The organism is Enterocloster clostridioformis (genome assembly GCF_020297485.1).
Classification (GTDB): domain Bacteria; phylum Bacillota; class Clostridia; order Lachnospirales; family Lachnospiraceae; genus Enterocloster; species Enterocloster clostridioformis.
In genome coordinates this window covers 1095038-1108775 of sequence record NZ_JAIWZC010000001.1, presented here as the reverse complement: position 1 = coordinate 1108775, position 13738 = coordinate 1095038, and the positions used below count along the sequence as shown (strand labels likewise).

The following is a 13738-nucleotide window of genomic DNA, read 5'->3' as shown; positions in this document are numbered from 1 at the left end:
AAAGTGGAGTAAGAGACAGGATGAAGATAATCATATCACCTGCCAAGAAAATGAATATCAGGGAAGACGAGCTGGAATGGGCGAATCTTCCCTGTTTCCTTTCCAGGGCAGAAGAACTGAAGAAATACATACAGGGCCTGGATTTAGAACAGGCCAGAAAGCTGTGGCAGTGCAATGAAACCATAGCCCGGCTTAATTACGGGCGCTTTCAGGACATGGACCTTGAAAGGCGCCTGACACCGGCCCTCTTATCCTACGAGGGAATCCAGTATCAGTACATGGCTCCGGGGGTGTTTGAGCAGGGACAGTGGGATTATGTGCAGGAGCACCTGCGCATCCTGTCCGGGTTTTACGGTATCCTTAAGCCGCTAGACGGCATTGTGCCGTACCGCCTGGAGATGCAGGCAAAGGTGGAGCTGCCGTCAGGTATCAAAAGCCTTTATGACTACTGGGGAAGCTCCATCTGCCGGGAACTGGCCGCAGATGAGACATTGATTGTGAATCTGGCCTCAAAAGAATACAGCAGGGCGGTGGAGCCGTATCTGGAAGCCCATATTGACTATGTGACCTGTGTGTTCGGCACCCTTTCAGAGGACGGAAAGGGCGGTTTTAAGGTAAAGGTGAAAGCCACCGAGGCCAAGATGGCCAGAGGGGAGATGGTCCGGTTCATGGCGGAGCGGGGCGTCCGGGACGCGGAGGGGCTTAAGGAGTTTGACCGTCTGGGATATGGCTACTGCCAGGAGAAATCCGGGGATAAGGAATACGTGTTTATCAAATTCAGAGAGCAGTAAAGCAGGGACCTGTATGCCGGCGCGGCGTACAGGTCTCTTTTCACGGTCAGGCTTTCAGGCTAATATCATAGCCAAATCCTTTTCAGGCGTGGAGATGGGATGGATTTCAAACTGTTCCACCAGATATCCCAGTATGGCCGGAGAGAGGAAGGCGGGAAGGGTGGGGCCAAGATAGATATTCTTAATGCCCAGGTGCAGCAGGCTTAAAAGGATACAGACCGCCTTCTGCTCATACCAGGACAGAACCAGGGTGAGGGGAAGGTCATTGACTGAGCAGCCGAATGCTTCGGCCAGGGCTATGGCCACCTGGATGGCGCCAAACGCATCGTTGCACTGGCCCATGTCCAGAAGGCGGGGAATGCCGGCCAGGGATCCAAGCTCCAGGTCGTTAAACCGGTATTTGCCGCAGGCCAGGGTCAGAATGAGGGTGTCCTCAGGCGTCTGCTTCACAAAGTCCGTGTAGTAATTCCTGCCGGGACGGGCTCCGTCGCAGCCTCCTACCAGAAAGATATGGCGCAGCTCCTTTGTTCTGACTGCCTCCGCCACCGTGCCCGCGGCAGCCAGGACAGCTTCCCGCCCAAAGCCGGTGGTGACCATTGTTCCGCCGTTGATTCCGGGGAGGGTCATCTCCTCCCGAAAGCCGCCAAGCTCCAGGGCCTTTTGGATGACAGGAGAGAAGTCTTTGCGGCCGTCAATATGGACCATGCCGGGATAGGACACCAGGGCGGTGGTAAATACCCGGTCAGAGTAAGAGGATTTGGGCGGCATCAGGCAGTTGGTGGTAAAGAGCACGGGGGCGGGAAGGTCTGCGAATTCCTTCTGCTGGTTCTGCCACGCGGTTCCGAAATTGCCCTTCAGATGGCTGTATTTCCTGAGCTCCGGGTAAGCGTGGGCGGGAAGCATTTCCCCGTGGGTGTATACGTTGATTCCCTTTCCCCGGGTCTGTTCCAGCAGAAGCTTCAGGTCGTGCAGGTCATGGCCTGAAATAACGATGAAGGGACCGGGTTCCACGGTAAGACTTACCTGTGCCGGGGAGGGGATGCCGAAGGCCTGGCGGTTGGCCCTGTCCAACATCGCCATGCAGTCCAGGTTCACGGCGCCCAGTTCCATGACAATGGGAAGCAGGTCCTGAACCGTATAGCCGTCATAGCCAACGGCAAACAGCCCCTTATAGAAATAATCCATGACTCCCCTGTCCTCATGGCCCAGCACCATGGCGTGGTACGCATAGGCTGCCATTCCTCTCATGCCGAACAGTATCAGGGATTTGAGGGAGCGTATATCCTCGTCCTCCGACCAGAGCCTGTTCATGTCAAAATCCTCTGTCCTGCCGCAGTCTGCCGTGCAGGAACCGCACATGGGGGACAGGGAATCCTTTAAGCGCCCGGCTTCCTCGAGAAGCTCATTCAGGGCGTTGTCGTCAAAGCTTACATTGGTAAGGGTGGCAAACAGTCCCTTTACGATAATGCGGTCCGCTTCCGGGGAGCGGTCCTTTCCTTCCGACGCCCTGGCAAGGCCGATAAGGGCGCCTGTGAGTCTGTCCTGAATCCCGGCAGTGACGGCTGTCTTGCCGCATACACCTGCTTTTCCCACACATCCGCTGCATCCCGCGGTCTGTTCACATTGAAAACAAAACATATTGTGTTCCATGATGTATCCTCCTTTAAATACTTTAAATATATAAGTGGGCGGGCGGTATGTTCCGCCTGCCCTTGACGGTATGAGGAAAGTATAATATAATTCTGACAACAAGTAAGTTGTTGGAACAACATTAAAGGAGAAAAATATGGATATTCATTTGCTGGCAGGAACAAGGCTGTTTCACGGAATCAGGGAGCATGAGATAGAGGCCATGCTTACATGCCTTTCGGCGGAAGAGAGGACCTATGGAAAGGAGGCCTATATATACAGGGCCGGGGATGTGACAGGCCGTCTGGGGGTGGTGATGGAGGGGGCTGTGAACATCATTAAGGACGATGTGTGGGGAAACAGGAAAATCATAGAAAATATAGGCAGGGGACAGATATTCGGGGAGACGTACGCATGTCTTAAGGGAGAACCCCTGATGGTGGATGTGCAGGCATCGGAACGCTCCAGAATCCTGTTTATGGACGTAAACCGTATCCTGACCACCTGTTCATCCAGCTGCGATTTCCACAACCGTCTGATACGGAGCCTGATGTATGTGCTGGCCGGGAAAAACCTGATGCTTACGAAAAAAATGGATATCATCACCCCCAAGTCCCTGCGGGAAAGGGTCATGGTGTACCTGTCCCAGGAATCCGTAAAGCAGGGCAGCCGTACCATCACAGTGCCCTTTAACCGCCAGCAGATGGCGGACTATCTGTCCGTGGACAGGAGCGCGCTGTCGGCAGAGCTGTCCAGGATGCAGAGGGACGGGGTGATTTCATATGAGAAGAACCGTTTCACAATTCAGTCGCTTTCCACGCAATAAAAATCACACCAGCCGCAGCGTGTTCCCGGGATATTCATGTGTGAGACCGGACACCTGCGATACGGGCAGAACCGCACTCCTCCCGGAACTGGTGTGATGGGATTATTGTAGCATTGCAGGGGGAAGAAAGCAAGATGTATCCGCTGCCTGCGCGCAGTAACCAGCAATTCCCACTTGAATAAGAACATATGTTCTGATATATTGAAGCCAGGAGGTGAAAGCAGTGGCGGCTTTAAATATACCCATACAGATGTTTGGCGCCTGCAGTACCCTGGGAGATATGACGCCCCTCTGGTTCCGGTATGAGAATAAGGATCACGGAATCATCACGGTGAAGATTGAGAGCATTGTCTCTTCCAGGGAAGAGAAGTTCTGCGGCATGGAGCATATCAGCTTTGTGTGCTGGGCCGTGGCAGAGGGACAACGGCGCCTGATTGAGCTGAGATACCGCATATCCACCCATAAGTGGTCATTTTTCAGGACACTGTCATGAGAAGCCAGGAAGATCAGGTATGGTACCATGTGGATGTGAACAGCGCCTATTTAAGCTGGACAGCCGCATACAGGGTTTGTATCCTGGGGGAGGATCTGGATCTGCGGGATATTCCCTCTGTCATCGGGGGAAGCGAGGCGGAACGGCATGGCATTGTGCTGGCTAAGTCCGGCTCTGCAAAGAGGTATGGAATCAGGACCGGGGAGACATTGGCGGAGGCCAGATGCAAATGTCCGGGACTTGTAATCGTACCCCCGGATTACAGCCTGTATGTGAGCTGTTCAAAAGCCCTTGTGGAGCTGCTTAAGAAGTATTTTCCCCACGTCCACCAGTACAGTATTGACGAGGCATTCTGCCGGGTGGAGGGAACAAAGGGATTGTGGGGAACACACACAGCCTTTGCGCACCAGCTGAAGGAAGAAATACGCCGGGAGCTGGGCTTTACCGTGAACATCGGTGTGTCGGACTGCAAGCTTCTGGCTAAGATGGCTTCTGAGTTCCAAAAGCCGGACCAGGTCCACACACTGTTTACCTGGGAGATAGAGAGGAAGATGTGGCCGCTGCCTGTAAGCGATCTGTTCTGGGTTGGGCCCGCCACGGTGAGAAAGCTGGGAGCGCTGGGAATAAGGACCATAGGGGAGCTGGCTGTCATGGATTTGGAGCTGCTAAAGAGGCATCTTAAAAAGCAGGGGGAGTTTATCTGGAATTATGCCAACGGAAGGGATGTGTCCCCATTTTTGAGGGAACTTCCACGGAATAAGGGGTACGGCAATTCTATGACCACGCCGTTTGATGTGACGGACCGGGAGACGGCCTGGCAGGTCATATTGTCCCTTACGGAGACCGTGTGCGCCAGACTCCGGGCCGATGGGATGGAAGCTGCCTGCGTGGGCATTTCCATCACAGACAGGGAATTTCGCCATGGTTCCGTCCAGACCACCCTGATTTCCGCTACGGATACCACCCTGGAAATCTATGAGGCGGCCCGGAGCCTGTTTGACCGTCTGTGGAATCATTCGCCCATCCGCCAGATGGGGGTCCATACAAGCAAGGTCAGTCCCAAAGGCCATTATCAGTATCAGCTTTTTGACAGGGGTCTCCATGACAAATACTCCAGGCTGGACGCGGCTGTGGATGAGATAAGAAAACGGTACGGAGAGGACTGTGTGCAGAGGGCTGTTTTCGTGGAAAACCGGATTCCCCACATGTCGGGCGGCATTGACAAGGTGAAACGGACCGGAGTCACGAAGGCCGTGTAGAGGACCGGGTTTTCCGGTAGACTCTCGGGGAGCAGCCCTTTATCTTATGGAATACCTTGGAGAAGTAATTGGGGTCGGTGAAGCCGGCCCTCAGGGCTGTCTCGGTCATGGTCAGCTTTCCCTCCAGCACATCGGGGATACTCTTTTCAATGCGGTATTTTAACAGGTATTCAAACAGGGATTCCTTCATATAACCCTTAAAGACCCGGCAGCACTCGCTTTTGCAGATATGGATGTGGCGGGAAATGTCATCCAGGGTGATATCGGACTGATAGTTTTCATGGATGAAGGAGAGCATCTGCCGAATCCGTTCCTGATTCTTCCGGACTGCTGCATGTGCCGGTTCCGGGTCAGGGCGGCAGTGTAGGTATAACAGCTTCCAGAAACGGCACAGGTCCATCTGGATGTCCATTTCATAGGTTTCGTAGCGCTGGCCGTCAATGCGTATGATATCCTCCAGAAGCCCGACTGCTTCCCTGTGCCATTCCTCCGACAGGTCGAAGCAGACTGCCGGCAGAGCGGTATGTTCCGTCAGAGGGTCCGTATACCGGCTGGCAATCCTGCTTCCCTGGTAGCCGTACAGCAGCCGGGGGTGGAAGGTGATGGAGATGTACTTGCAGTCATGGCCGTCTGCCATGTGTCCGGTGTGCATGGTATTGGAGTTGCCGAAAAGCGCCTGCCCGGCCCTGGGATGGAATATCCGGTCATTGATTTGATATACCATAGTCCCCTCTGTGATGAGGGTGAGTTCGATTTCCGTATGCCAGTGCCACTGGAAGGAGCTGGTGTAGAACCTGGACAGGGCCTCGTCGCTGACAAGGACGGGAAATTCATAGGTTCCGTGTTCCTTTAGTTCTTCCTGGTGTTCGTTGGTCATGATTTGGATTTTAGAAGGCATGGCAGAGGGCTCCTTTTGCATGTTTTACGGCTGGGATATGTTTTCCGGTTTGGAAAAGCTGTTCCGTTAAAAGCTGTTCCATTAAAATCTATTCCATTTTATCTGTTCTGTTTGTTCTCAATATTGTCGGGTTATATCCCATGAATTATAACATTTCTTAATAAAAAACTCAATATATTCCCTTTTCTGCGCATGATTTTCAAGGATAAATCATGTTGTTTTTTTATAATAGAAATCAGAGGGAATCAAAAACAAAGAAAAGAGGAGATTGCTTTGGAGAGAAGACGCAGGCCAGCAAAGAGCCAATACCTGAACCGTGTGATAACCTATATGAGGGAGCATCTGCAGGAGAACCTGACGCTGACCCAGATTGCAAGGGAAGCAGGGCTGTCGGAGAGCTATCTCAACGCGGTTTTTAAGGAATGCATCAAGTGCGCGCCTATGGATTACTACATCAACATGAAGATGGAGCAGGCCTGTTATCTTCTCTGCAATACGGACCTGCATATATATCAGGTGGCCCAGCATTTGGGATACGAGAACCAATATTATTTTTCAAGGGCCTTTAAGAAGGTACTGGGAGTGCCTCCCAAGAAGTATAAGGAAATGCCCGGGATACCGGCAGTTTCCATGCAGGTTTCCTGCTGAGGACCGTTGCTGAGGACAGGGCGGGAAAATGCTGCTGCATTTGAACGCAATACCTGCAGGGAGGGATGGCAGTGAAGAACCTGAAAATGAAAGCAGTCAGGGCCGGCATGGATTTATCCCAGGAAAAACTGGCTGAGCTGGTGGGGGTGACCTGCCAGACCATTGGGATGATAGAGGCGGGGAAGTACAACCCGACGCTGAATCTCTGCGTGGCAATCCGCAAAGCGCTTCACAAGACACTGGATGAGCTGTTCTGGGAAGAACAGCAGGAAATATGAAAATCAGAGAGAACGGAAGGGGAATACGGATATGATGGATGAGAGAACAACACAGGTATTTTGCTTGATTTTTTAGGCATTGCAGGAAAATCTATAAAACTGAAAATTCCATCGAAAAAAACAATTGGAATGAGCTAGGCAAACCTTGTAGAATGAGAAGGAAAAAATGTCGGAAAATGGGGTATCGGGGAATGCTATGCTGGAAGCAAGGGGATTGTCAAAATGGTTTGACGGAAACTGTGTTTTAAAGAATGTAAGCCTGACAATCAGGGACGGGGAAGTCTATGGAATCATCGGCGCCAATGGTTCGGGAAAGAGCACCTTCATGAACATCCTCAATGGAAATGATGCCATTATAAAAACCGGAGGTTATGAGGGAGAAATTCTGATTGACGGCAGAAGGGTGCGGATTGAAAGCCACCGCCAGTCAGTATCCGAAGGAATTGCAATGGTACACCAGGAGCTTGCCCTGTTTGCCGGAATGAGCGCGGCTGAAAATATAAAAATAAACAGGGAACATGTAAAGATAAAGGGGCCCATACTGCCGGAGCTGGGGTATGTGGACCATAAGAAGAATGAGGAGGATGCCAGAAAGACACTGATACGGATTGGGGCGGACCTGGACCCGGCCCGGCTTATAGACAGCCTGTCCCTTAACCAGAAACAGTTTGTGGAGCTGGCCAGGGAACTGGATAACCAGGATGTCAGGCTGCTGATGCTGGATGAACCTACCAGTTCCCTTAATATTACGGAGACAAAGAGTCTGCTTACGTGCATCCGGGAGATTGCGGCTTCGGGAATCTCCGTACTGTTTATCTCCCACAGGCTGGAGGAGATCATGGAAGTGTGCGATACCGTGTCCGTCCTCAGGGATGGTGAGCTGATATCCACCTACAGCAAAGAAGAATTTGACTGTCACCGTTTTACCGATGACATGGTGGGGCAGGAAATCGTGAAGGTATGCAGCCACAGGAAGCGGGAAAAGGGGAAGACCATATTCCGTTACGGCAATATACAGGGGATGGGAGACAATCTGGATATATATGAAGGGGAGATTCTGGGCATAACCGGACTGGCCGGCCAGGGCCAGGAACAGCTCCTGGAGGGGCTGTTTGGCCTTAGGGCGGCAGACTACCAGGCATATTTCAGGGGGAGGCAGATTACAAAGGGAGATAACAGGAACCTGATTAAAAACGGGATCTATTACCTCCCGGAGGACAGGTCCTCGCACAGTCTGTTCCCGGAGAGCCCTATATGGAAGAACATGGTATTCGGCACAGAGGACCGCCATCCGGAATTTCTGTCCTTAAGGCGCTGGAAAGCCCTATCCTTCTTTAAGAAAAGGGCGGTAAGGTCCTACGCAGGGGAGATGATTGAAAAACTGAATATCGTATGCCGGGGACCGGACCAGAAGGTGCGTGAGTTAAGCGGAGGAAACCAGCAGAAGGTATGCGTGGGCCGTGCCCTGACCTTCCGGCCGGATCTTTTGTACATAGGGGAACCGACCAGGGGCATCGATATTTATTCCAAGGAGCTGATTCTCAAGTGGATTCTCAAGATAAACCAGGAGTACAACACCACCGTGGTGGTGGCCTCCGGGGAACTGGAGGAACTGGTCCGTATCTGTGACAGAATCGTGGTAATGTATCAGGGAAAGGTATATAAAGTGTTCGAGAATGACATAGGGCCGGAAGAACTTACCCTGGCCCTTTACGGGAGGGAACCGGATGAAGCGTAACTATTTGAATCCTCCCCGGATCATCATGTTTTTATTTATGGCAGTCCTGCTGGCAGCGGCGTCAGCCATTGATATGAGCATGACGGGAATTATGAACGATGCCCTGATTAAATGGGCCATGAACGGAGTAATCGTGTTATCCCTGATTCCAATGATCAATGTGGGGGCAGGGAGGAATTTCGGCATGTCCATCGGCCTGTCAGCAGGACTTGTGGGCATGATATTTTCTGTGAACGCCAGATATACGTCCTGGGCCGGGTTCTTTTACTCTGTGTTCCTGGGAATGGCCGTGGCGCTGCTGTTGGGTTATCTCTATGCAAAGATTCTGAATCATTTGAAGTTAAATGAAGAAATCGTGGGCACATTCGCAGGGTATTCATTTATCCCTGTCATGAATCTGTTTTACACCTTTGCGCCTGTCACCAACCGTCAGATGCTGTATCCAATCGGAGGCCAGGGGCTGAGGCCCAAGGTGAACCTGGAACCGTATTTCGGCCAGGTCCTGGACCGGCTCTGGCAGGTGAGGATAGGGGAACTGGTAATCCCGGCAGGGCTGCTGCTGTCTTTTTTCGGAACCGGCTTTCTCTTATGGCTGTTTTCAAAGACAAGGGCAGGAATGATATTTTCTGCTATAGCTGAGAACGAACGGTTTGTGCGGCTGGCCGGTATTAATGTGAATGGATACCGCACCGCCGCAATCATCATGTCCACGGTCATCGCGGCCGCGGGAGTGGTGGTCTATTCCCAGAGCTACGGGATACTCCATCTGTACGACGGCCCCTTCATGATGAGCTTTCCCGCTGTTTCCGCCATTGTAATTGGCGGCGCCAGCCCCAGAAAGGCCACGGTGGCCAATGCCCTGATAGGAACCTTTCTCTACCAGACAACATACCTTTTGTCCATTCCTGTGGCCAATGCCCTGCTGATTCCGGAGATGGCGGAAATCATGAGGACAATCATTACAAGCGGAATCATTCTATATGCATTTATATTTGAGAGGAAGGACATGAGAAATGAAGCACATTAAAAACAACCTGGTACCTGTTTCCATCTTTGTGCTGGCTGTCATATCCTTTCGGCTGGCCGGAGTCAGCGGCAGGTATCTGGCAGCAGAGGTATATACACGGTTTGCAAGAAATACCCTTTTTACCCTGGCCCTGATCCTGCCGGTTACATGCGGCATGGGTATCAACTTTGCCATTGTGGTGGGAGCCATATCCGCTCAGATGGCAATGGTATTTTCCGTGGACCTGAGATTGGAGGGGGCCGTGGCCCTGATGTTTGTCACAGGGGCCAGTATCGTGCTGTCCATTCTTTTCGGCATGATGGTGGCGGCTCTTTTAAACAGGGCCAGGGGGCGTGAGATGATTGTATCAATCATGATCGGGCAGCTTAGTTCAGTCATATACCAGTTTATCTTTATGGTGGCGTACGGATTTCTGATTCAGCCAAGGAACAGGGATATCCTGCTGGACAGGGGAATCGGGGTCAGAAGTATGGTGGATGCCAGGAACATAAGCAGTGTATTTAAGGGGATACTGCCCTTTCGGTTCGACGGAAAAACATATTCGCTTTTTCCTCTGGTCATCATCCTGTTTTTCAGCCTGGTGCTTTTCTACATACAGAAGACACGGCTGGGAACCCTGGCAAGGGCTGTGGGGACGGACGGGGGGACAGCCGGTACCCTGGGGATAGCCGGAAACCGGGTGCGCAGCATCTGCATTGTCATTTCCACCATATTTGCGGCCATGAGCCAGATTCTGTTTGTGGCTGATTTTGGGACCATCAATGTATATACAGGTCATCTTGGCCTGGATACCTTTGCGGCGGCAGCCATATTGGTGGGCGGAGCGTCCATCAAAAAAGCCAGGATGAGGAACTGCTTCATAGGCGTCATCCTGTTCCACGCCCTGTTCATCACTTCGCCCATGGCCGGGCAGAACCTCTTTCATAACCCGTCGGTGGGAGAGTATTTCCGCTCCTTCCTGGCATATGGGGTGATTGTGACAGCTATTATCATGAACCTGAGGAACGAAAGGACAAAGGTCCAGAGCATTTGATGCGGTGTTGGGGCAATATGCCTTCATACATAAAAAATAAAACGGAGGAACTTATGAGAAAGAGAATTTTATGCACGGTCCTGGCAGCTTCCATGGCATTAGCGGCATGCAGCAGCCCGGCATCCACACAGCCCCCGGCAGCCCCCTGGACGGAGGAAGCGTCTTCCACCGAGAGTCAGACCCGGACAACCGGGGAGCAGGAGAACCAGGACACCACAGAGGCTGAGACCGAAGCTTCCGGCGAGCCGTACAAAATCGGTATCGTAACACCAACCCTTACAGTGAGCGAGGATGAATTCAGAGGCGCTCAGGAGATGGTCCAAAGGTATCCGGACCTGGTGGTACATAAGACGCTTCCGGAGAATTTTGCCACGGATAAGGAGGGCTGCATCTCTGTTGTAACAAGCCTGGCAGATGACCCTGAGATGAAGTACATTTTATTCAATAATGGGATGGAGGGAATCGTACCGGCATTCCAGACCATCAGGGAGAAGCGGCCCGACATTGTAACCATGGTAACCAGCAATGACGACCCGAAGCTCCTGAATGATTATGTGGATATCTCCATCAATACAGACTGGATCAGAAGGGGTGAAACCATCCCCACCAAGGCTCATGACATGGGGGCAAAGACATTTATCCACTATTCCTTCCCCACCCATATGGCGGCTGAGAGCAAGTCCAAGAGAAGGGATGTGATGAAGGAGACCTGTGAGAAGTTAGGCATGACATGGGTGGAGGAGACCACGCCGGATCCCCAGACCGGCAACGGGACAGCAGCCATGCTTCAGTTCCTCAGGGAAGATATTCCGAGGAAGATTGAACAGTACGGACCAGACACCAATATCTTCGGAACCAACTGCCCTATGTACGATGTGATACTGGACGAGGCATTCAAGGAGAAATTCATCGTTGCGGAACAGTGCTGCCCTACACCTACCCAGGCTTATCCAACGGTGCTCAATCTGGAAATCACAGAGGAGGATTTGGGCGATTACAGCAAGATTAACAACCTGATTGCAGAGAAGGCCCGGGAGGCGGGAATGTCAGGAAGGCTGTCCGGATGGGCCATGCCGTCATCCGTATATATACCTCAGCTTCAGGTAGAGCTGGCTAAATATATGCATGACAATAACCTGAGCCCTGAGGATGTGTTAGACAGGGAGTTCCTGAATCAGTTTACCAGTGGACATATGCCGGTGGCCGCTGACTTCCAGGTGGCAGGCGAAGGATTGGATCACTATTATATGTTGATTCTGGAGGATATATATTATTAGGATGTGAGAAGGCTATAACCAAAACCTACAGGACAACCTGCCCCGCGGTTGGTGTAGGCCGGCCGCGGGGCAGGTCCTTTGTTGCGGGCCGCGGCACAGGGCGTTTTTTATGTTGACTTCCCAACCATTTTAAAGTAAAATTCATACTGTTAATCGTAATTGGCTGGACCGTGCAATAGGCCCGGCCTGCTATTCGTTTCGGGAAAGCGTGCAGTAACCAGACTGAACGATTTAAATTAATAGAAGCTAAGGAGCAGATAAATGGAAGAATCCAGAGATACCATGGACAACATAGAAAATGCAGAAACAGCCATAAACCAGGGCCCTCCTGCCGGGGAGCCGGAGCGTCAGCAGTACTTCATGGAGCGGGCTAAGAGACAGCTGGCCGAGCTTTCCGCCAGGCTGGGACGCCCCCTTACCTGCTGCATCAACACCTTCGGATGCCAGATGAATGCCAGGGATTCGGAAAAGCTTCTGGGGATTTTGGAGACAATCGGCTACAAGGCCGCAGAATCAGAGAAAGCGGATTTTGTGCTCTACAACACCTGCACGGTGCGGGAAAATGCCAATCTGCGGGTTTACGGCCGTCTGGGTCAGCTGGGGGCCTACAAGAAAAAACATCCTGATATGATGATTGCCCTGTGCGGCTGTATGATGCAGGAGGAGGAAGTGGTGGCGAAAATCAAAAAAAGCTACCGCTATGTGGATTTGATTTTCGGAACCCACAACATATTCAAGCTGGCCGAACTGGTATCCCAATGCCTGGAGGGGCGGACTCCGGACGGGCAGAAGCAGGGAAAAACGAAGATGGTGGTGGATGTGTGGAAGGATACGGATCAGATCGTGGAGGATTTGCCGGTGGAGCGCAGGTTTCCTTTCAAATCAGGAGTCAACATCATGTTTGGCTGCAATAATTTCTGCAGCTACTGTATAGTGCCCTATGTAAGAGGGCGTGAGCGCAGCCGCAGGCCGGAAGAAATCATCAAGGAAATACAGAAGCTGGCAGCGGACGGAGTGGTGGAAGTCATGCTCCTTGGACAAAATGTAAATTCCTATGGAAAGAACCTGGATAATCCCATGACCTTTGCGCAGCTTTTGGAGAAAGTGGAGAAGATAGACGGGATTGAGCGGATCCGTTTCATGACATCCCATCCAAAGGACTTATCCGATGAACTCATAGAGGTCATGGCAGGGTCTAAAAAGATATGCCGCCATCTGCACCTTCCCCTCCAGTCCGGCAGTAGCCGGATTTTGAAGGTCATGAACCGGTGCTATACAAAGGAGCAGTATCTGGATTTGGCGGAGCGGATTAAAAAGGCAGTGCCTGGCATATCCCTGACAACGGATATCATTGTGGGATTTCCGGGCGAGACAGACGAGGACTTTGAGGAAACCATGGATGTGGTGAGAAAGGTGCGGTTTGACAGCGCCTTTACCTTCATCTATTCCAAGCGTACCGGCACACCGGCGGCAGCCATGGAGGACCAGGTACCTGAGGAGATTGTAAAGGAGCGTTTTGACAGGCTTTTGAAGGAAGTACAGGATATCTCGGCCGAGGTGTGCGGGCGGGATGTTAAGACGGTCCAGGAGGTCCTGGTGGAAGAGGTGAACGTCCATACGCCGGGGCTTATGACAGGCCGCCTGTCCAACAACACAGTGGTGCATTTCCCGGGAGACCCATCCATGATTGGACAGCTGGTGCCTGTGTATCTGCAGGAGAGCAAGGGATTTTATTATATGGGACATATGGCTGATAAGGAAAATGGATAAAACCGGACCAACAAAAACTAACAGATTAAGATAAAGCAAGAATAACCAAGCATACTAGAGAAGAGAGGTCA

The 13738-nt window shown here is 51.8% G+C and carries 13 protein-coding genes; 11 read left to right on the top strand and 2 right to left on the bottom strand.

Annotated features, from left to right (window positions below):
- Nucleotides 1–20 precede the first annotated feature (20 nt).
- Nucleotides 21–791 carry a peroxide stress protein YaaA gene (gene yaaA / locus LA360_RS05545; RefSeq protein ID WP_057571644.1) on the top strand — a complete coding sequence of 257 codons (771 nt, stop codon included), beginning with the start codon at nt 21–23 and terminating at the stop codon, nt 789–791.
- A 54-nt stretch (nt 792–845) separates the two neighbouring features.
- Here yaaA and hcp read toward each other — a convergent pair whose 3' ends face one another.
- Nucleotides 846–2441 (bottom strand): hydroxylamine reductase, encoded by a 1596-nt coding sequence (hcp, locus tag LA360_RS05540; protein ID WP_057571643.1) that lies wholly within the window; start codon nt 2439–2441, stop codon nt 846–848.
- Nucleotides 2442–2577: 136 nt separating this feature from the next.
- On the opposite strand from hcp, the gene LA360_RS05535 reads away from it, so the two are divergent.
- From LA360_RS05535 to LA360_RS05525, 3 genes are all read left to right on the top strand, one after another.
- The gene (locus LA360_RS05535; RefSeq protein WP_002583625.1) at nt 2578–3246 is read left to right on the top strand and encodes a Crp/Fnr family transcriptional regulator; all 669 of its coding nucleotides are present in this window, start codon (nt 2578–2580) and stop codon (nt 3244–3246) included.
- A 223-nt stretch (nt 3247–3469) separates the two neighbouring features.
- Complete coding sequence (locus tag LA360_RS05530; protein ID WP_002583624.1) at nt 3470–3739, top strand: hypothetical protein; 270 nt, start codon at nt 3470–3472, stop codon at nt 3737–3739.
- A complete protein-coding gene (locus LA360_RS05525) occupies nt 3736–4998 on the top strand; it encodes a DNA polymerase Y family protein (RefSeq protein WP_112482759.1) in 1263 nt (420 codons plus the stop codon). Before LA360_RS05530 ends, LA360_RS05525 begins: the two co-directional genes overlap by 4 nt.
- Here LA360_RS05525 and LA360_RS05520 read toward each other — a convergent pair.
- Nucleotides 4982–5896, bottom strand: a complete 915-nt coding sequence (locus LA360_RS05520) for an AraC family transcriptional regulator (RefSeq protein WP_057571640.1) — start codon at nt 5894–5896, stop codon at nt 4982–4984. The genes LA360_RS05525 and LA360_RS05520 overlap by 17 nt on opposite strands.
- A gap of 273 nt (nt 5897–6169) precedes the next feature.
- On the opposite strand from LA360_RS05520, the gene LA360_RS05515 reads away from it, so the two are divergent.
- The 7 genes from LA360_RS05515 (at nt 6170) to miaB (ending at nt 13667) form a co-directional block, all read left to right on the top strand.
- On the top strand, nt 6170–6544 hold the full coding sequence (locus LA360_RS05515; protein WP_002583621.1) for a helix-turn-helix domain-containing protein: 375 nt from the start codon (nt 6170–6172) through the stop codon (nt 6542–6544).
- A gap of 65 nt (nt 6545–6609) precedes the next feature.
- Entirely contained in the window at nt 6610–6822 is a 213-nt protein-coding gene (locus tag LA360_RS05510) for a helix-turn-helix transcriptional regulator (protein WP_002583620.1), read from the top strand.
- Between the two features lie 166 nt (nt 6823–6988).
- Entirely contained in the window at nt 6989–8560 is a 1572-nt protein-coding gene (locus tag LA360_RS05505) for a sugar ABC transporter ATP-binding protein (RefSeq protein WP_112482757.1), read from the top strand.
- Nucleotides 8550–9587, top strand: coding sequence for an ABC transporter permease subunit (locus tag LA360_RS05500; RefSeq protein WP_022201583.1), 1038 nt, complete (start codon nt 8550–8552; stop codon nt 9585–9587). The genes LA360_RS05505 and LA360_RS05500 overlap by 11 nt, the downstream gene beginning before the upstream one ends.
- A complete protein-coding gene (locus LA360_RS05495; protein WP_057571639.1) occupies nt 9574–10620 on the top strand; it encodes an ABC transporter permease subunit in 1047 nt (348 codons plus the stop codon). Before LA360_RS05500 ends, LA360_RS05495 begins: the two co-directional genes overlap by 14 nt.
- A gap of 53 nt (nt 10621–10673) precedes the next feature.
- Nucleotides 10674–11897 (top strand): DUF3798 domain-containing protein, encoded by a 1224-nt coding sequence (locus LA360_RS05490; protein ID WP_022201585.1) that lies wholly within the window; start codon nt 10674–10676, stop codon nt 11895–11897.
- Nucleotides 11898–12158: 261 nt separating this feature from the next.
- A complete protein-coding gene (gene miaB / locus LA360_RS05485) occupies nt 12159–13667 on the top strand; it encodes a tRNA (N6-isopentenyl adenosine(37)-C2)-methylthiotransferase MiaB (protein WP_022201586.1) in 1509 nt (502 codons plus the stop codon).
- Nucleotides 13668–13738: the final 71 nt, after the last annotated feature.

Bases quoted from the DNA above. Each gene is read 5' to 3' on its own strand.
- yaaA (WP_057571644.1), top strand. From the start codon at position 21: ATGAAGATAATCATATCACCTGCCAAGAAAATGAATATCAGGGAAGAC.
- hcp (WP_057571643.1), bottom strand. From the start codon at position 2,441: ATGGAACACAATATGTTTTGTTTTCAATGTGAACAGACCGCGGGATGC.
- LA360_RS05535 (WP_002583625.1), top strand. From the start codon at position 2,578: ATGGATATTCATTTGCTGGCAGGAACAAGGCTGTTTCACGGAATCAGG.
- LA360_RS05525 (WP_112482759.1), top strand. From the start codon at position 3,736: ATGAGAAGCCAGGAAGATCAGGTATGGTACCATGTGGATGTGAACAGC.
- LA360_RS05520 (WP_057571640.1), bottom strand. From the start codon at position 5,896: ATGCCTTCTAAAATCCAAATCATGACCAACGAACACCAGGAAGAACTA.
- LA360_RS05510 (WP_002583620.1), top strand. From the start codon at position 6,610: ATGGCAGTGAAGAACCTGAAAATGAAAGCAGTCAGGGCCGGCATGGAT.
- LA360_RS05505 (WP_112482757.1), top strand. From the start codon at position 6,989: ATGTCGGAAAATGGGGTATCGGGGAATGCTATGCTGGAAGCAAGGGGA.
- LA360_RS05500 (WP_022201583.1), top strand. From the start codon at position 8,550: ATGAAGCGTAACTATTTGAATCCTCCCCGGATCATCATGTTTTTATTT.
- LA360_RS05495 (WP_057571639.1), top strand. From the start codon at position 9,574: ATGAAGCACATTAAAAACAACCTGGTACCTGTTTCCATCTTTGTGCTG.
- LA360_RS05490 (WP_022201585.1), top strand. From the start codon at position 10,674: ATGAGAAAGAGAATTTTATGCACGGTCCTGGCAGCTTCCATGGCATTA.
- miaB (WP_022201586.1), top strand. From the start codon at position 12,159: ATGGAAGAATCCAGAGATACCATGGACAACATAGAAAATGCAGAAACA.